Source organism: Paraburkholderia fungorum (assembly GCF_003610895.1).
Classification (GTDB): Bacteria; Pseudomonadota; Gammaproteobacteria; order Burkholderiales; family Burkholderiaceae; genus Paraburkholderia; species Paraburkholderia fungorum_B.
Map to the genome: position 1 here is coordinate 314904 of NZ_MCAS01000001.1, position 17067 is coordinate 331970.

At 59.7% G+C, this 17067-nt stretch carries 14 protein-coding genes; 5 read left to right on the forward strand and 9 right to left on the reverse strand.

Annotated features, from left to right (window positions below; genetic code table 11):
* Positions 1–2 precede the first annotated feature (2 nt).
* Positions 3–2381: a YjbH domain-containing protein gene (locus BCY88_RS01305; RefSeq protein WP_120342463.1), complete on the reverse strand. Its 2379-nt coding sequence runs from the start codon at positions 2379–2381 to the stop codon at positions 3–5.
* A gap of 23 nt (positions 2382–2404) precedes the next feature.
* Positions 2405–3784 (reverse strand): undecaprenyl-phosphate glucose phosphotransferase, encoded by a 1380-nt coding sequence (locus BCY88_RS01310; protein ID WP_120342761.1) that lies wholly within the window; start codon positions 3782–3784, stop codon positions 2405–2407.
* 1119 nt (positions 3785–4903) lie between these two features.
* Between BCY88_RS01310 and BCY88_RS01315 the strand changes: the two genes are divergently transcribed.
* Positions 4904–5881, forward strand: a complete 978-nt coding sequence (locus BCY88_RS01315) for a glycosyltransferase family 2 protein (RefSeq protein WP_120342762.1) — start codon at positions 4904–4906, stop codon at positions 5879–5881.
* Between the two features lie 248 nt (positions 5882–6129).
* Positions 6130–6285, forward strand: a complete 156-nt coding sequence (locus BCY88_RS01320) for a DUF3309 family protein (protein WP_120342464.1) — start codon at positions 6130–6132, stop codon at positions 6283–6285.
* A gap of 133 nt (positions 6286–6418) precedes the next feature.
* Here the strand turns inward: BCY88_RS01320 and BCY88_RS01325 are convergent, their stop codons facing one another.
* The 5 genes from BCY88_RS01325 to BCY88_RS01345 form a co-directional block, all read right to left on the reverse strand.
* Positions 6419–7780 (reverse strand): four-carbon acid sugar kinase family protein, encoded by a 1362-nt coding sequence (locus BCY88_RS01325; RefSeq protein WP_120342465.1) that lies wholly within the window; start codon positions 7778–7780, stop codon positions 6419–6421.
* Positions 7781–7803: 23 nt separating this feature from the next.
* Positions 7804–9102, reverse strand: coding sequence for a ribulose-bisphosphate carboxylase large subunit family protein (locus BCY88_RS01330; protein ID WP_120342466.1), 1299 nt, complete (start codon positions 9100–9102; stop codon positions 7804–7806).
* Positions 9099–9638: a VOC family protein gene (locus BCY88_RS01335; RefSeq protein WP_120342467.1), complete on the reverse strand. Its 540-nt coding sequence runs from the start codon at positions 9636–9638 to the stop codon at positions 9099–9101. Before BCY88_RS01335 ends, BCY88_RS01330 begins: the two co-directional genes overlap by 4 nt.
* A gap of 103 nt (positions 9639–9741) precedes the next feature.
* Positions 9742–11628 (reverse strand): TRAP transporter large permease, encoded by a 1887-nt coding sequence (locus tag BCY88_RS01340; RefSeq protein ID WP_120342468.1) that lies wholly within the window; start codon positions 11626–11628, stop codon positions 9742–9744.
* 89 nt (positions 11629–11717) lie between these two features.
* Complete coding sequence (locus BCY88_RS01345) at positions 11718–12743, reverse strand: TRAP transporter substrate-binding protein (RefSeq protein WP_120342469.1); 1026 nt, start codon at positions 12741–12743, stop codon at positions 11718–11720.
* Positions 12744–12941: 198 nt separating this feature from the next.
* Here BCY88_RS01345 and BCY88_RS01350 point away from each other — a divergent pair, with 198 nt between their 5' ends.
* Entirely contained in the window at positions 12942–13997 is a 1056-nt protein-coding gene (locus tag BCY88_RS01350) for a LacI family DNA-binding transcriptional regulator (RefSeq protein WP_120342470.1), read from the forward strand.
* A 450-nt stretch (positions 13998–14447) separates the two neighbouring features.
* Positions 14448–14828 (forward strand): hypothetical protein, encoded by a 381-nt coding sequence (locus BCY88_RS01360; protein ID WP_120342472.1) that lies wholly within the window; start codon positions 14448–14450, stop codon positions 14826–14828.
* A gap of 6 nt (positions 14829–14834) precedes the next feature.
* Here BCY88_RS01360 and BCY88_RS01365 read toward each other — a convergent pair whose 3' ends face one another.
* Complete coding sequence (locus BCY88_RS01365) at positions 14835–15455, reverse strand: LysE family translocator (protein ID WP_120342473.1); 621 nt, start codon at positions 15453–15455, stop codon at positions 14835–14837.
* Positions 15456–15849: 394 nt separating this feature from the next.
* Here BCY88_RS01365 and BCY88_RS01370 point away from each other — a divergent pair, with 394 nt between their 5' ends.
* Complete coding sequence (locus BCY88_RS01370; RefSeq protein ID WP_120342474.1) at positions 15850–16323, forward strand: Lrp/AsnC family transcriptional regulator; 474 nt, start codon at positions 15850–15852, stop codon at positions 16321–16323.
* On the opposite strand, the gene BCY88_RS01375 is transcribed toward BCY88_RS01370, so the two are convergent.
* Positions 16324–16971: a LysE family translocator gene (locus tag BCY88_RS01375; RefSeq protein ID WP_120342475.1), complete on the reverse strand. Its 648-nt coding sequence runs from the start codon at positions 16969–16971 to the stop codon at positions 16324–16326. It lies immediately after the preceding gene.
* Between the last annotated feature and the right edge of the window lie 96 nt (positions 16972–17067).

Sequence of the window (17067 nt, forward strand, 5' to 3'; positions counted from 1 at the left end):
AGTCATTCACAATTGACCGGCACCAATGCCCGTCCGTCGCTTACACCCTGAAAGCCACTTCCGCAGACACCGTGTGAAAACGCGGCGCCCGTCGATACAGCAGGCAGACTCGTTTGCGGCTTCGGCTTCGTCGCGTCACTGCCGGGTCGCCCGTAACGCAGATACGCATCGCGCATCCTGTAAAGCTGAGTGGAGAAGTACTCGCCGCTAAAGCGACCCTGATTCAGCAGGTATTGCTGCGTGCTGTACGGGAAGGCCATATTCTCGGCCGCGTTGGTCGCCAGATAATTCGTCGATCCAACCCGCGTGCGGAAGTCGAGCCCGAACTGTTCCGAGCCATACACCTGAGTGATCCCGGGTTTCATGCCCTGGCGCAACGTCAGCGGGAAGCTGATTGCGGCGCCCACAAACGTGCCCTGGCCGCTATGTTCGCCATGCACGCTCACCGATACATCGTCGAACCAGCGTGTCAGCGTCGCTTCCGGCCCCTTGTCCCCACCGACAAAGCGCGCCACGCCCGCTTCGATCCATAGCTTCCAGGACGGCTGCACCCAGCGATAAGTCAACTCGGCATTCTTCTCACTCGGCAATTCGTCATGGCCCGGCTCATGGTGCAAATAGGCGAGCCGCAAACGGATCAGATCGGGGCGCCCGGGCACGAACACCGTGGTTTCGTTCTGCACACCGACATACGAGTAGTCGAATTTGCCGATCGATGCCACGTTGAACACCTGCGGCATGATCCAGAAGCTTTGTGCCAATGCGATCGCGTTCAGGCCGCCGCGCAAGCGGTAATCGCTAAACACGCGGCCCTCGTCCATGTTCTTCGTGTTGTAGATCGGCGCGATGTAGCTCGCGTAGAATTCCGCGCCTCGCCATAGCGGCACGAATCCTTGAATGTTAGCGCCGAGCGAGATGTCGAAGTTGCCGTACTCGGTGCCGTACAGGTAGCTGACGATCGGCTCGATCTGAATTCGCGTCAGTCCATGCGTGTGCTCGTTGCCATGCCACGTGATCGAATCTGCGTTGTACGTCGGACGCGCGCGCATCGTCAGTGAGGCATTTGCGGCCGCCGGCGCGCCGCCCTCAACAAACTGCGCAAATGCATCACGATCAACAATGACTTCACCTACCGGCTCGTTGGCCTTCTTGATGACTACGTGAATCTTGTCGGTGCCATGCGGCGCATTCACACTCGCCACGCCAAGCACAATGCCGAGCGCGTCAGCTTCGTTCTGGTTGTAGCGGTGGTTCTCGTATTCCACCACCAGATCGCGACCGCTCACCCCAACACGCACACGTTCGAGACCGGCAGCAAAGAGTTGCGCGGCGATTTCGTCGAGCGCGGATGTGTCCAGCGCTTCCGGAATGGCAGAAGACGGCGCATCCGGCGATTTAGCCGCCGTCACGTCGCTCAGCATCACAGACGCATACGACTGCAGCGGCGGAACATACCTGATTGGCGCGGCGGCCAGTGCGGTATTGCTAAGGGTGACAGCGCGTGTATCCACCGGTTGCAGGCTGGCGAGGCGGATCGGGTCACTATCATCGGCATCCACGGTCTGGGCTGCCGGTGCTTGCGGGCGTTCGCACAAACCGCCTGCGCAACGCGCACTACTGAAACGTTTGCCCAGCGGAATCTGAATGCCAACCGAGAACGACGTGCGCGGCGAAACGCCGTCCGTCGAACGGATCGAGCGCATGAAAGTGCCGATCACGTTCGCATCGGCGAGCCAACTAATACGCGGAGACTGATAACGCACACCCGCATAGGGCGTCTTCGAATCGTCTTCTGCCAGTAGCGACAAGCCTGTGTTCCACAGCGAGACTTGCGCGCCGCCAAACAGACCGTCGAGGCGATCACCCTGTCCGTAACCGGCAGTCAACGTCACTGGCCCAAGCGCTTGCGACACCACACCGTATTTCGAGCGGAAGAAATGCGTCTGGCCGCCGATGTCGGTCACGCCGAATGCGATGCTCGGCTGATACTTGAAAAACTTCGGTACCTCTAGCTTGACGTCTGCCATCAGGTGGCGAAACAGATTGTGGTCCGCGCCGCTGAAAGGTGCCTGGACATCAGCCGGGTAATTGGCGAGTCCGCCGGACACCTCGACATAAGGCAGCAAACCCACTGCGCCCCAGTACACCTGCGCACCCGTCGCCCGTTTTCCGTAGCGCGGGTCAATGTAATTGTTGTACTGCGCCTCCACCGTCCCTTCGGGCAGTGCGAACGCATATGGAATCGCCAAACCACCCGCCTGCCCGAGCGCATTGAGCGCAGGGTCGGCTGCTCGCGCTGAAGTGCAGAACGCCAAAGCCGCAGCAAGCGCCAGCATGCTCGGTGCCGATCGGAGCTGTTGTCCGCGTAGTTTCATGGCCATATGTTTTTTATTGTGTGCAGGTGTCAGTACGCGTTGCTATGAACCAGACCCTTCGCTATCGTCGCCGCAACAATTCGCATGTCGAGCCCAAACGACCAATTGCGTAGGTAATACAGATCGTGTTCGACGCGTCCTTGCATCTTCTCGATCTGGTCTGTCTCTCCCCGAAATCCGTTGATCTGCGCCCATCCCGTGATCCCTGGCTTGATGCGGTACCGATGGATGTAGCCGTTCACCACTTTCTGATAAAGCTCGTCATGTTCAATCGCATGGGGCCGCGGTCCAACTACGGACATATCGCCCCGCAGTACATTTAAGAATTGAGGTAACTCATCGAGGCTGGTACGCCGGAGAAACGCACCCACTCGTGTAATACGCGGATCTCCCCGCGTGGCCTGTTTCAGCACGCCCGTTTCCACGGCGTGGGGGCGCATTGAGCGGAACTTGTAGATTTTGAAAATGCGCCCATCCGCACCCTTGCGCTTCTGCGTGAAAAACACCGGTCCGCGCGAGGACAGCTTGATGGCAATCGCAATCGCTATGAGTAGCGGCGCAAGCGCAATCAGCGCACACGCTGCGAACACGCGATCAAAGATATCTTTCTTCACCAGCGCATGAGCCGACACCGGCGAGGCGACGAGGTTGATCGCCGGCATTCCGATCAGATCGATCATGCCGCTATCGAACAGCGCCACACTGCGCATATCGGGTACAAAGCGCACATTCACGAGGTCGTCGCGAAACTCAGCCACAAAGCGCGAGATCGTGCGTTCTTCGGAAAGCGGCAACGCAAGCCACAACTCCTGCACATCGTGAGATCTCACGTAGGCGGAAAACTTGGAGATATCGTCGTACACCGGTACGCCTGAGCCTATCGTTCCCATCACCGGCCGCACATCAAAGGCTGCCACTGCGCGAAATCCGCTGGCCGTTGAACCCTCGATGTTGCGCACGACCTGATGACAATGCGGCCCGCATCCCACCACCGCGACCCGCCGGAGATTCATCCCTGCAAGCCGAACGCGTGCGAGCACGGCATGCACGACCAGACGCGACACAATCAGCACGCCACCCGTGATCGCCATCCAATAGGCAAACCAGAGACGCGAGATGAAATCCGTGCGATGCAGCGAGAACATCAACACCAGACCGCAGCCTTGAACCACGAGCCACGCCAACGATACCTGCCCGGCCATTCGCAGCATGGCCCGCCCACGCCATGAACTGTAGACACCGAATACTGGGAACAGAACCAACGTAAAAGCAGCGGCAAACGCAACGAACGCGGTATCGATACGGCTTTGCGTAATATCCTCAAATCGCACTTGCGATGCAGCCAGCGCCCCGAGGACGACGAGTGTCACATCGAGCAAGCGCGCGATCAGGCTTTGCAACCCCGGTATTGTTCTTTTTTGCTGCACAAAATTCGCCGTATCCATTCTTATCCCCGCGTTGGTCTCTCACGCCAAACGTTCTTGTCGAGCTGCTCAACTTGTGTTCGCTTCGACAGCTTTTCTCTCTCGTACTTCAACCACCACTCTCTTCGCGGCAGCAAGATCCCCCGGCACGCGAAGAAGCGCGCAATGCAAACCCTCTGGATTTCACTCATCCAGCGCGAAACTAAACGACTGGACGTTACTGAACGGCGATGGGGGATTTCCTGCAAGCCGCTCGCACCCGCCTAACGTGGGCACTCAGGCAAAAACGCCGCAACGACGGGATCCGGACGAAAGATCACACCGCTTGTGCGTTGAGGATACCGGCCTGATAACCCCCGACCAGGCCGGTTGCTGACTCGAACTTCACCACCACTTACTGCTCGTCTTGTCTCTCTTGTGCACTGCGCAACCTTTTAAGCAGTAAGCATGCCAATCGACAGATTTCCTCTAAACCTGGCAATGAAACAAGCGTTTGCCGTTGTTATATATGAACTTTTTCATGGCGCGAACTTCCGCCAAGGCCCGAAATAAATTGGGAAATGTGCCAGGTAACGCCCTCGTTACGTAACACCGCCCGTAACGACCCCGCCCGGTCATGCATCAAAAATGTCATCTTTGCGGAGAGTCATAAGCGTGCAATGATGGGATGTTCAGCAATCTCATACAGCGAGATCGGATCGGATTGCCAGGCAGACGTCCAGTAAGTCCCGATCGTAGACGCTCTTGCGCGGAACAAGCGACGGCGCCACAATTGCGTCCATCCAATTTCTGCACCATGCCGACGAACCTTCGATCCTTACGCCAGGATCGAGTAGTAAAAAGGCGCATACAGCAGGCAAAGTTCGCCGCCGTCAAATGGAATTGGTCGCGGTATGCGGGGAGAGTGCCCTTCTATCCGTTTTTTTCACATTGTTCGATATCCGAAACTTCAGGATAATCCACTCCAGATAGCGTTATTTTTTCGATGTTCCGCATGACCGGCGATACCGTCTTTCTGCGACGTGCGTTGACCGTGCGCGTACGATGAGGGGCTGTCCAGGACACCGAATTACGGTCGGCATTAAAATTATCGCAGAGGAATTCGTGCCACTATTTTCCGTTATCGTACCGATATACAACGTTCGTCAGTACGTGGCCGATGCGTTGAAAAGCATTTCGGACCAGTCACTTGCGGATTTCGAGGCCATTGTTGTTGACGACGGCTCAACCGACGGCAGCGGCGAGATAGCCGACGCTTTTTGCTTGAGCGATCCCCGTTTCAGGTACGTTCGCCAGACAAACGGCGGGGCGTCTGTTGCTCGCAATACTGGTATGTCGATAGCAGAAGGCCAGTTCATCTATTACATGGACGGTGACGATCTTCTGGTAGAAGACGCGCTAGCCGTATGCTTTCGCGAACTTACCACCCACGACGCCGATGTCGTCCTTTTTTGCGCGGACGTGTTTCCGGCGGAAGCTCCCGCATATGAACGCTATCGCGACTACTATCAGCGTCCACAGTTGCAGTCTCCGCTTTCGTCCGATGCGTTTGTCATCGAGTCGTTGAGACAGAATCGATATTTCGTTTCGCCATGTTGCTACGTTGCGCGACGCTCCGTTATTGGGGATCTGCGATTCGTCGAAGGCGTTATCTATGAAGATAACCACTTCTTTGCTGCCATGCTCTTGAACAGAAAATTGAAGGTCACCGTTTCATATCGCAATCTATTTCTACGTCGACTTCGGCCACATTCCGTCATGTTGTCTGGGCGGACCATGAAGAATTACGAGAGTATCTATCGCGTGGTACAGGAAATGTCCGCTTTGAGTTTTGCTGCGGTGGAGGCGGTTGCTCGGACTCGTGTGAAGACGGAACTTATCGGCGGCATGCTTCGGGAATTGTGTTTCACCAGTGCGATACTCGGTGCTGGACTTCGAATCCGCCTTAAGAATGTCAGCGCAACGTATCACGTAGCAAGACGCGTCGACCTTCGGTTGCTGACGGCAAAACGCCTGCTACTCTCGTTGCTTCCGGAATTGTATTTGCTGCGGGATAAACTCCGGCTCATCAAGGGTTCCTAACCAGGGAATTCCGCCGCCGCGTTCAGCTTTCCGAACGCGGCCGTCAACCGCACAGGACCATATGGCTCTGGTGCGTCTGAAGATACATAGCTGGTGCAAATTGTGCCGTGACACGGCATTCTCCGCTCCCGGGCACATGCCTTGCTGCCTCCACCGCATCGATACTGCCTTTCGCGAGCTCGCTCAACGGCGCGCTGCGTGGCTGTCGTGACAGGCAGGTTCTGTCAATCCAAGCGGAGGTGATGACTATGTTGGGAACTATTCTTCTGGTTGTGCTGATCCTTCTCCTCATCGGTGCGCTTCCGACGTGGCCACATAGCCGCGCATGGGGTTATGGGCCGACTGGCGGCCTCGGGATCGTGGTGATTGTCGTGATCGTGCTGGTCCTCACCGGCGTGATCTAGCCGGGTCGAAGTACTCGGATCAGCAGTTCGAACCGGGCCGGCCGCCGGATATCCATGCAGTTCGCGACCTGGATATCCGGCGGCCTCCTGATTCTGGTAGTCAATGGACGTTCACTTCGCCGGACGATAACGGCTAGCCGCCGCCATAGCCACTTACCAGTTGCTCGAACACGTCGGCATCCCCCATTTGACCGCCCTTGAGCATGATCTCCATGCCATCGAGATCGCTCCGGTCGGCATGCAAGCGGCAAACAGTGACACCCGCCGACAAGGGCGCGAGATACGACAGCCCCCATGCATCGAGTGCGCGCACGGCGAAGCTCGATGTATCCCCGCCTGCAATCCCGATGCGCTGCAGTCTCACTTTGCCGAGTACCGCTTTCAGTAGTGCGGCATTCGCGTGGGCGAGTGACGGCATCGCGCTGCGGGCATCATCGGCTGATACGTGCGCCATGTGGCGCGTCGTGAAAGCGAGTACATTGCGCCCGTCGCGCAACGGCCCGGCGATCGCGGCGACGCGCGAGGCCAGATAGTCCGGCGCCGCTTCGCCTGTCATCTTCAGCGGGTCCAGTTCCACACGCAGATAAGACTGCGCCGCAGCGATCTGCATCGCGCTTAAGGGGGAAAGACTGCCGGCCAGCACGAACACGGGACCTCGCGCGCGAGCCAGCGATGCGGGCGCGGCAGCAACGTCGCCACCTTCAGCCGTATCGGCGAGCGCATAGGCATAAGCCTGAGCCACACTGCTCGCACCAACCGCAAGCAGTGGTGCCTGTGTCGCGGCATGACGGGCGATCAGGCGGCCAATTGCCTGCAAATGCGAATCGTCGAGTACGTCGAATAGCACAGCGTCCGGGTTCGATTCGAGCAGGCAATCCAGCTCGGTTTGCAGCGCGGCGTCATCGCGCGTGTAGCAACGCCAATCGATCGATTGCACATTGTTCAATCCCTGCCGCTGCAGATGAACTCGCAAATCCGCTTCATTCATCGGCGTGACAGGGTGACGGCTCATGGTTGGGTGACGGTCGATTCTGTAAATCGACAGTTGATGCGCATCCGCGCCGCCCCCCGCGAACAGTTCGCCGAACACGCAATAGCGACGCAGATTCGGTTGACCACCCACTATGGCCACGAGTGAATTCGCGCAGTACTCGCGCAATGTGCGAATCGCCACCCCGATGCTGCCGGTCTGCGGCGCGCTATCGAAGGTCGAGCACACTTTGTAGTGCATCACACGCACGCCTAACGCGGCGAACGCCGCACCCACGCGCGCAAGCTCCTGATGCTGCGCGTGCGGCGCCATGGCCCGCGCGGCACCCGCGATACCCACCGCGTCGAGGCGGCCCAGCACCGAGAGCCGCGTGGCATCGGGCGGAGCGAAGAACAGCATGGTGCGCAAACCGGCGCGGGCGAGATGAGCGAGCGTGTCGGTCGCCCCCGTAAAGTCGTCGCCGTAGAAGCCATAAGCGGGACCCTCGCCACCCATCCCGCTCATGTCATTCGCCTCCCGGAGATCGCTCACGTACGGCCACCGAAGAATTCCAACGCACGCCGCAGTTCCGGCATGTGTTCGGCGTAGCGCTCCAGCGGCGCGCGCGCCTGCACCGCCTCCCATGCCTGTCGAACACTCGTGACGCCTGCCGCAGGGCCGTCCGGATGCGCAAGGATGCCGCCGCCCGACATGAACAGCAAGTCGGTGGAACTCACGGCGTCGAAAGTCGCCGGCACCGTGCCCGCCCATTGTCCTGACGAAAAAGCCGGCAGCACGGCATCGTCGCAACCCGGCGCGAGCGGCGCAGCACAATCGCGCGCGGACTCGATCACTTCGGTATCGCTCTGCGCGAATTTACCGGCGAGACCATGCACGTGCATATGGTCGACTCCCGTCAATCGCCAGAGCATCTGATACGCCTGAAACGACATGCCAAGCGCCGGATCGCGCGACATCATGCCGTAGCCGTTTCGATGCGCGTGCAGCACGAGCGGCGTTGCGCGGCGCAATGTCTGGATTGCCGAAAATCCGCACCAGTTGATGCTGGCCATCACGCAACTGCCGCCCTCCTGCTCGACAAGTTCCGCATGACGGCGCATGGCGTCGAGGTCATCGGTGATATTGAATGCGACCATGACGGGGCGGCCACTGCGCTCGCGATAGTCGCGCACGACCCTCATCACCGCACGCACGCGCTCGGCGAGCGGAGCATGCACGGGATTCGCACACACTTCGTCATCCTTGATGAAATCGACGCCTGCTTCACATAACTCGCGCACCAGCGCTGCGGTTTCTTCAGCGCTCAAACCAACGTTCGGTTTGATGATGGTGCCGATCATCGGTCTGCCCGCGACGTGCGTCAGCGCCCGCGTCCCGGCTACGCCATGACGCGGCAATTCGAAGCGCACGCGATATGAGGCCGGCAGGCGCAACGACAACAACCGCATACCTGTGACTTCGCCCAGGTCATACAGATTGCCGGCAACGGTCGCAGCGAGCGTCGGCAGATTCGCGCCGATGTTGGCCAGAGGAAACGACAACGTGACCCGAGCGCGCCGCCACGGTCCCGATGCGCCCTGACGCGCGAGCCAGGCGCTCGGCAAACTCGGCTGGGCGGCGGCCTCGAGTTCGTCGATGCGCACGACGCTCGCGCGGCTGCGTGCGCGTAACGCATCGGACTCATTCGCGACCCGCACAAAGGTGCCGCTCGACTGTTCACCTGCCATCACATCGGCAACGCGCGCGGGATCGAGCGGCGTCTCGATCAGATAGTCGGCTTCGAGGCAATCGTCGTTTACGGTTTGCCGTTGCAATGTCGCGTTCATAGCGTGCTCAGATCGGGAAACCGGCGCACCGGATCACGGCCGTCCCAGCCGCGTGAGGCCGCATGGATCATGTCGAACAGTTTGCCTTTCGGCCCGGCGATCTCCGACAACTCGATCACCGTGCCCGGATGATTTTCAGTGTCGAAGTAAACAAAGCGCCCGTTGCGTCCCACTTCGCCACTCATCGCGACTTTGAAACCCTGCTCCTGCAAACGGGCAAGGTCGGCGTCGAATGACGTGGTCCAGTACGCGTTGTGCTGCAAGCCGGTGTGCCCCGCGGCGAGAAAATCGCGGTACATGGATGGCGCATCGTTGCGTGTCTGAATCAGCTCGACCTGCAGCGATCCGGAGTTCGCCAGCGCCACCGAGTTATGTACATCGAACGATTGTCCGCGGTACCGGTAATTCTCGATCGGCACGCGTTCGTTGTAGAACCACGGACCTACGCCGAGTACGCGGCTCCAGTAATCCATCGCGGCCTCGATATCGCGCACCACGTAACCCGCCTGACGAATCTCGCCAAAGAAACGACTCATGAAACTCTCCCGATGCTGCCAGTTTTGAAAGACGAGCGACGCCCCGGCGCCGCGCGAACGCAGCGCCCGAATGTCGAACCTGTAACGAGATCTAAAAGAGACCTTAGAGAAAACCGATGGAAATCCAGGGAATCGCCGCGATCAGGATCAGGCCGGCGATCAAAGCCCCCATATAGCCGACAATCGGACGAATGCCCGCATCGGGATTGACCTTGCTGATCGCACACGCCGAGTAGTAGCCGACCCCGAACGGTGGCGAGAACAGCCCCACGCCCATCGACAGAATCACGACGATCGCGTAGTGCACTTCATTGACGCCCGCGATCCGCGCAATCGGAAACAGCAGCGGTCCGAACAGCACGATGGAGGGGATTCCTTCGAGCACACTGCCGAGCATCACGAACACAACGATCGACACCGCAAGAAAGCCATACGCGCCGCCAGGCATCGCGCCCATGAGCTGCGCGAGGTCCTGCGAGAAGCCGGACTGCGTCAGCGCCCAGGCCATGGCCGTCGCGCAACCGATAATGAACAGGATTGCACCAGACAAGGTCGCCGCATCCACCAGCATGCGTCCGAGACGCTTCCATTCGAACCGCCGGTAGACGAGCAAGCCGATCACCATCGAATACGCGATGCCGATGGTCGACACTTCAGTCGCTGTCGCCACGCCTTCAACCACCGCCATTCTGATCACGAACGGCAACGCCAGCGCGGGCAGCGAGACGATGAACAGGCGCCCGATCTGGCGCCTGCTGAAACGCTGCGCGCCGCTTAAGTCCTCTTTACGGTAGCGCCACCACACCACCACGCACAGAATCAACGCAAGCACGGCGCCCGGCAGCATCCCTGCGGTGAAGAGCGCGGAGATCGACAGGCCGGTCACCGAACCGATCGTAATCAGCACAATGCTCGGCGGGATGGTTTCGCTTTGCGCGCCCGTGGTGGCCAGCAGCGCGACCAGATCGCCTTCTGAAGCGCCGCGTTTTTTCATTTCCGGGAACAGCACCGGTGCAATCGCCGCCATGTCGGCGACTTTCGAGCCGGAAATGCCCGATACCAGATACATCGCACCGATCAGCACGAACGACAAACCGCCGTGCACGTGACCGACGAGACTCGCGAGAAACTCGATCATCGCTCGCGCCATGCCGGTCATTTCGATCAGCAAGCCGAGAAACACAAACAGCGGCACCGCCAGCAACACCAGATGAGACATGCCCTCATCCATGCGGCCGACCACGACTTCGAGCGGCGTAAAGGTCGAAAGCCCGAGATAGCCGAAGGTGGCAAGAGCGAAAGAGAAACCGATAGGTACACCTGAAAAAATACCGATCCCCACCACGCCGACGAAGAAGATCACCAGGTTGGTCTTGCCGAGCGTCTGCAACCATGGACCGGCGAACCCAGCCACGACACCCAATAGCGCGGCAATCACGAGCACGATCAGCACATCGCGCATGCGGCTTACCTGCGCAAGACGAATCAAGCCGACGATCAGCATCAGCGCGGCGCCGATCGGCAACGCGAGCGCGCGCCATGCATTGCTGATCTCCAGCGCGGGCGTGATGATCGCCGCCTCGCCGGATGCATAGTCGTATGCAGGTCCGATCAACAGCGCCAGCAATGCAATCGATGCAGCAATCGCGAGCGTATCGACGAATGCACGCCGCTGCGGCGAAAGACGGCTGACGAACGCCGTCATCCGCATATGCTCGCCGCGCCGCAACGCGAGTACGGCGCCGAGCATGGCGAGCCACAGGAACAGAATCCCGGCAAGTTCGTCCGACCACACCAGCGGTTGATGCAGCGCATAGCGGCAGATCACACCCGCCAGCATCACGACGATCTCCACCGCCAGCAGCGCCGCCGCACAGACTTCGACGAGCGCAATCAGGCCACGATCGAAGCTTCGCAGCCAGCGGCGCGGCATGCTCGCCACATGCGCCGCGACGGCCGCCTCGGCAGGATTCAATGCGTGATTCGACATACGGATGCCTCCTCGCGGCCGCTCGCCGCGCTTCGTCTCATGCTCACCGATGTGCCGCACGGTGCGGACTCAGCGTTCACGGCTGATAGTCAAGCCAGCTTGCCGACCGATTGTTCGAGCAGGTCCCACGCCTGCGTGCCGAACTTGCTCTTCCATTCCGCGTAAAAACCCGCTTGACGCAGCGCCGCGCGGAACGTATCCGGTGCCGGACGGTTGACTGCGAGTCCTTTGCTTTGCAGATCCGCGACGGCAGCGTCGTTGAGCTTGCGAACGTCGTCGCGTTGCTTCAGCGCGCCCTGATTGAATGCATCGCTGGCGATGCCCTGCAGGTCCTTCGGCAAACGCTGCCACGCACGCTGGTTCAAGACGAACCAGTAGCCGTCCCACATGTGGTTAGTCAACGAGCAATACTTTTGCACTTCGTAGAGCTTCGCGACCTGCACGATCGGCAGCGGATTTTCCTGTGCGTCGACGATATGCGTTTGCAGTGACGAATAGACTTCGCTGAATTGCAGGCTGGTCGGCGCCGCGCCGAGGCCCTTGAACATGTCGATGCTAAGCGGGCTCACCGGCACGCGGATCTTCAGACCGCGCATGTTCTGCGCGCTGGTAATCGGGCCGTTGCTGGTGGTGGTCTGACGAAAACCGTTGTCCCACATCTTTTCGAACGACTCGAGCCCGGCCTTCTGCATCGCGGCACGCACGTAGGCGCCGAGCTTGCCGTCCATCGCGCTCCACACCTGGTTGTAGTCGCTGAAGGCAAAGCCGACCGCATTGATCGCCACCGATGGCGCCAGCGTAGAGACCACCAGCGCCGACGGCGTGAACATCTCGATGCCGCCGCTACGCACTTGCGCGAGCATGTCGGTATCCCCGCCCAGCTGGTTGTTAGGGAATATCCGAATCTCCATGCGCCCCTTCGACGCCTCTTTGATCTGATTGGCCGCTTCCTGCGAGCGCACGTTCAGCGGATGCGTGAGCGGCAGATTGTTGCCGTACTTGAACACGAATTCCGGGCCGGACGCCGCGCGCACGATTGCCGGAAAGCCCAGCGCGCCGGCTACCGGCACGGCGGCAGCGGCACGCAGCACCGTGCGTCTCGCGAGGTTGGTCATTTGGGTGTCTCCTTGCTTATAATTGATGTGACTGTCGAATCCATCAAAAACCATCATCGCTCACCGACACCGCCTTGATTTCCGGTCACTGCGTGTCAGTCTTCGTGCGATAGCTGCAAGACTAGGCGTGCGCGGCAATCGCTGTCAAACCGCGAATCTGATGGTTTTTGATTGATTTCCACTCTGCGAAGGACGGCTATGTCCGAACCGCTTCTCCTCACGGCAGCTGCCCGGGCACGCATTCCCGACATTGCGCGTGCCGCCGGCGTCTCGACCGCCACCGTGGATCGCGTGCTCAATGGCCGCGAAGGCGTACGCGCCCTCACCGCGCAACGCGTCCTTCTGGCGGCCGCGCAGCTCGGCTATCTGCCGGCACCGGAAACGCCCTCGGCGCCTGCGCCAAAACCGATGCGCATTGCCTTCCTTCTGCCTGCCGGCACCAATCGCTATCTGCACATGCTCGGCGACTACATCGACTTCGCGCACGATCAGTGGAACGCGTTGGACATGAAATGCCGCGTCCACTACGTCGAGAGTTTCAATCCGAAAGAACTCGCCGACCGTCTGCTGCATTACGGACAACGTGCGGATGGCGTGGTGTTCATGGCGCTCGAGCATCCCGTCGTACGCGATGCAGTGAATACGCTGGCCGATCAGGGTGTGCCGGCGATTACGCTGATTTCCGATTTGTCGAATGCGCGGCGGCTGGCGTATGTGGGCATCGACAATCGTTCTGCCGGACGCACGGCTGCGTTGCTGCTGGGACGCTTCATGGGACCACGGCCGAGTGGGAAAATCGCAATGCTGGCCGGTAGTCTCAACTATCGCGGACATGAGGAACGCGAGATCGGTTTTCTGCACCTGATCGAATCGACGTTTCCGCAAGTGCGGGTCATTGGCCTGCGAGAGGGACACGACGACAGCGATCGCAACTATGCGCAGACGCGCAAGCTGCTGGAACAGCATCCTGATCTCGCGGGAATTTATAACAGCGGCGGTGGATCGGACGGTGTCGCGCGCGCGATTGTCGAAGCACGTTCCGAGCAGAAGATTCTGTTTGTCGGGCACGGACTGACGCCTGACACGAGAGCACTACTGATAGACGGAACGATGGATGCATTGATCACACAAACACCGCAGGCCATGGTGGGGAATTGTTTGCGGATTTTCCGCAACGTGCGCGAGAAGCGCGATGCGCTGAGTGACATTAAGCCCGTGCAGTTCAGCATTGTGCTGCGGGAGAATCTGCCGTAACAGGCGCGCGTTTGAAGCGAGGGTTTGAACCTTGCCCGCAGGTCCGCAACGACGGTCGAATAGCGTCAGGCACAGCGGATGCTCAGTCTCCATGGTATTCAAACATCGATACGAAAGGAGATCACATCATGCCTTACCTTCTCGGCTGGCTTCTTGGCGTCCCGCTGATCGTACTGGTTATCCTGTACCTCATTTTCCACTAACCCTTTCCCACATAGACAGTTCACCTGAAGGCATTTCCGCGCGGCGCCGCATGACCCGGCGGCCGCGTGTCCCAAGATGCGCGCACTCTGGTGCCGCCGTCTCCCGCTTGCACGACGTAACGTGCGCGCAACCACGCCTTTTCACTTGCACTGTACAAAACGGTGCGTAAAACTAGGTCCCCTAGTCCGCGAAAAATGCCATATCTGCACGCGCACGCACAGACTGCGTACGAGCAAGGAGGGACCGATGGCAAGCAACGAATACACGCTCTCACATCAGGACGTGGTGAAGGCCGTGATCATTCATCAGAATATTCATGAGGGTTTCTGGACGCTGAATATAAATTTCAACGTCGCGGCCACTCATGGTCCGCAAGTGCCGGACCCCTGCCTCGCCGTGACGATCAAGGGTATTGGCATCATGCGGGCTTCGTCTACCGATCCGCTCGCCGTCAACGCGGCGCTCGTCAATCCGGCGGTGCCTGAACGTGTTGAAAGCCCGGAGCCTGCCGTGCATATCGCGGCCGCGGTCAACGGCACGCATGAAGGCGGCATGCAGTTCTGTCGCGACGTCTATCGCAGTGTCGCGGTGCAAAGCGCGGTCAGAGCGCCGGGCAAACCCGGTTGAGCGCGATCAGCGAACCGCCGCCATCAACGCGCCCATGCCGACCAGCAAACTGCCCATCAGGCGATTGACCGCACGCAGCCGCTTCGGCCGTTGCAGCACCGTGCGCAGGCGGTGCGAAAACACCGCCGTGGATGCCACGCCTAGCGCGAACACCAGCGCAAACGTCGCGGCCAGCAAGAGATATTGCTGATTCGCGGACCAGTGCACCTCATCCGAAGGCGCACTGATGAACTGCGGGAAAAACGACGGAAAGAACAACAGCGTCTTCGGGTTGAGACCGGACGTAGCGAACCCGCGCCAGAACAGACTGCGTTGCTGATCCGCGTCAGCGGACGCCGCGAGACTCCCGCTGCGCCATTGCTTGCAGCCGAGATACACGAGATAGATCGCACCGGCCCAGCGTAGTGCGATCAGCGCACGCGCGTCGATCAGCAGCAACGAATTCAGACAGAGCGCGGTGAACGCCAGTTGCAATAGCACGGCGCAGGTGCCACCCCACACGCAGGGCAAAGCGGCTCGCCAGCCGGCGCAGAGCGCCTGACTCATCGTCAGTACATTGACCGGACCAGGGGAATAAACAAGTACGAGGGAAGCGAGGAGAAATGAAACGTACAGCTGGATCGACATCGGTAGGCCAGGTTACGGCTTTGCCAGTCGGGCGTGCCGCCGTCACGCCCGAAGATCGTTCAAGCAGGACGTGCGGACACTCGGTGCTGGCAAGCATTCGGTTAAGAAAATGCCCCATGCCCGGCGAGCGCGTCTTCCCGCGCTGGTAACGCCGGAATTCGCCCGCGTGCCGCCTCCCTGTGGAGGCGGCGAGACACCGGATGGCAGCTTGTGGCCGCGCAAGACCGCAGGCCTGAAGCCCGCGGCCCGGACGGTTGTCCCGGGCATGAATGCACCCTGAAAATATACCCGGAGGCAGGCTGGATATGCTTCCTAAAGCAATGCAATCATCCCCCACCATCAGGATAATCTTCCTTTATAATGATATTTATCTGAATAATCTTCCACAAATACCATGACCACCCGAAATCGCCCACTGGACAACCAGGATCGGAAGATCATGCGCGAGTTGCAGAAGAACGCACGCCTGAGCAATGCCGAGTTGGCCGAACTGGTCGGCATGTCGACCACGGCATGCTGGAATCGCACGCGTCAATTGGAAACCGAGGGGTACATCCGCGGCTACGTCGCGTTGCTCGATCAGCAGAAGCTTGGCTTCGCCGACGTCGTGCTGCTGGAAGTCACACTCGACCGTCACGACGACGACGCCCTTGCCCGCTTCGGCGCCGAACTAGCGCTGTTGACCGAAGTGCTGGAAGCGTACCTGGTGTCGGGCGACTACGACTATCTGGTGAAGGTGGCGGTCGACGGCACGGCGGGCTACGAGCGTTTTCTGCGCGAGAAGCTCTACAAGATCGCCGGCATCCGCCATAGCCGCTCGATGTTCGCGCTCCGTTGCATGAAGAGCATTCCGTCGGTTGCGATCTGATCAGGCGATACCGCTCAGCTTCAATGCATCGATAGTCATGTGTGCTCCGAGTGCAATCAGAACCACACCCATCGCCCAGCGTTGAACCAGAAGGAATCCCGGGCGACGGGAGAGGAACGTCGCCATGCTGCCGGAGCAGACGGCCACGAAGCCATTGACGGATGCGAACGCGACAATCAGCAACGAACCGAGCACGAGCGATTGCCTGAAAACGCTGCCGTCCTGGTAGTCGATGAATTGCGGCAGGAGCGATAGAAAGATCATCGCGAGTTTGGGATTCAACAGGCTGGTCGTTGCGCCCATTGCCAGAAGCCGGCGAGGCCGCTCGCGAGGCAGATCGCGAACCTCCAGCGGAGAGCGGCCACCAGGCTTCACAGCCTGCCACGCCAGATAGAACAGATACGCAGCGCCGGCCGCGCCCAGCACACTGGCTGCATAAGTCACGCTCAGGAAAAGTGCCGTGATGCCGAACGCCGCGCCGAACATATAGAAGAGGTAGCCGAGCATGACGCCCGCAAGCGATATCAGTCCGGCCCTGCGCCCTTGCGCGATCGAGCGCGACATCACATAGACCATGTTCGGGCCTGGCGTCACAGCAAGCATGCCGCCGACCGCCAGAAATCCATAAATCGATGCCGTACCGTGCATTTTCGCGGGCTCCCTTCTTCAAGTGCTCAGCGTGAGTGGTATCAGTATCGGTTCGATGCATACTCCAGTAAAACGAATTAAACTGAATCTATTGCT

What these genes read in the sequence shown, in the direction of transcription:
- BCY88_RS01305 (WP_120342463.1), bottom strand. Translation starts at nt 2,381, where the DNA reads ATGGCCATGAAACTACGCGGACAACAGCTCCGATCGGCACCGAGCATG.
- BCY88_RS01320 (WP_120342464.1), top strand. Translation starts at nt 6,130, where the DNA reads ATGTTGGGAACTATTCTTCTGGTTGTGCTGATCCTTCTCCTCATCGGT.
- BCY88_RS01325 (WP_120342465.1), bottom strand. Translation starts at nt 7,780, where the DNA reads ATGAGCGGGATGGGTGGCGAGGGTCCCGCTTATGGCTTCTACGGCGAC.
- BCY88_RS01330 (WP_120342466.1), bottom strand. Translation starts at nt 9,102, where the DNA reads ATGAACGCGACATTGCAACGGCAAACCGTAAACGACGATTGCCTCGAA.
- BCY88_RS01335 (WP_120342467.1), bottom strand. Translation starts at nt 9,638, where the DNA reads ATGAGTCGTTTCTTTGGCGAGATTCGTCAGGCGGGTTACGTGGTGCGC.
- BCY88_RS01340 (WP_120342468.1), bottom strand. Translation starts at nt 11,628, where the DNA reads ATGTCGAATCACGCATTGAATCCTGCCGAGGCGGCCGTCGCGGCGCAT.
- BCY88_RS01345 (WP_120342469.1), bottom strand. Translation starts at nt 12,743, where the DNA reads ATGACCAACCTCGCGAGACGCACGGTGCTGCGTGCCGCTGCCGCCGTG.
- BCY88_RS01350 (WP_120342470.1), top strand. Translation starts at nt 12,942, where the DNA reads ATGTCCGAACCGCTTCTCCTCACGGCAGCTGCCCGGGCACGCATTCCC.
- BCY88_RS01360 (WP_120342472.1), top strand. Translation starts at nt 14,448, where the DNA reads ATGGCAAGCAACGAATACACGCTCTCACATCAGGACGTGGTGAAGGCC.
- BCY88_RS01365 (WP_120342473.1), bottom strand. Translation starts at nt 15,455, where the DNA reads ATGTCGATCCAGCTGTACGTTTCATTTCTCCTCGCTTCCCTCGTACTT.
- BCY88_RS01370 (WP_120342474.1), top strand. Translation starts at nt 15,850, where the DNA reads ATGACCACCCGAAATCGCCCACTGGACAACCAGGATCGGAAGATCATG.
- BCY88_RS01375 (WP_120342475.1), bottom strand. Translation starts at nt 16,971, where the DNA reads ATGCACGGTACGGCATCGATTTATGGATTTCTGGCGGTCGGCGGCATG.